Origin of the sequence: Herbaspirillum sp. C7C2, assembly GCF_022627865.1 — a bacterium.
In the GTDB taxonomy this organism is placed as follows: Bacteria; Pseudomonadota; Gammaproteobacteria; order Burkholderiales; family Burkholderiaceae_D; genus Herbaspirillum; species Herbaspirillum frisingense.
The window spans coordinates 1-226 of sequence record NZ_JABXGI010000100.1 but is presented as its reverse complement, the minus strand read 5'-3'; the positions used below and the strand labels follow the sequence as shown (position 1 = coordinate 226).

Genomic DNA, 226 nt, shown 5'->3' with positions numbered 1-226 from the left:
GGGGGTATAGCTCAGCTGGGAGAGCGCTTGCATGGCATGCAAGAGGTCAGCGGTTCGATCCCGCTTACCTCCACCAGCGACCCGCAGATGTTTGGCGGTGATATTTCAGGCGAAGCTTGAGATGTAGAAGTGAATTGAAGTACCTGCTTGTCCCCTTCGTCTAGAGGCCTAGGACATCACCCTTTCACGGTGAGTACGGGGGTTCGAATCCCCCAGGGGACGCCAG

At 57.1% G+C, this 226-nt stretch carries 2 tRNA genes; both read left to right on the top strand.

Going from position 1 to position 226, the window contains the following annotated elements:
• Positions 1-76: transfer RNA gene (locus HWE04_RS24405), tRNA-Ala, on the top strand.
• 73 nt (positions 77-149) lie between these two features.
• Positions 150-225: transfer RNA gene (locus tag HWE04_RS24400), tRNA-Glu, on the top strand.
• The last annotated feature ends 1 nt before the right edge of the window (position 226 follow it).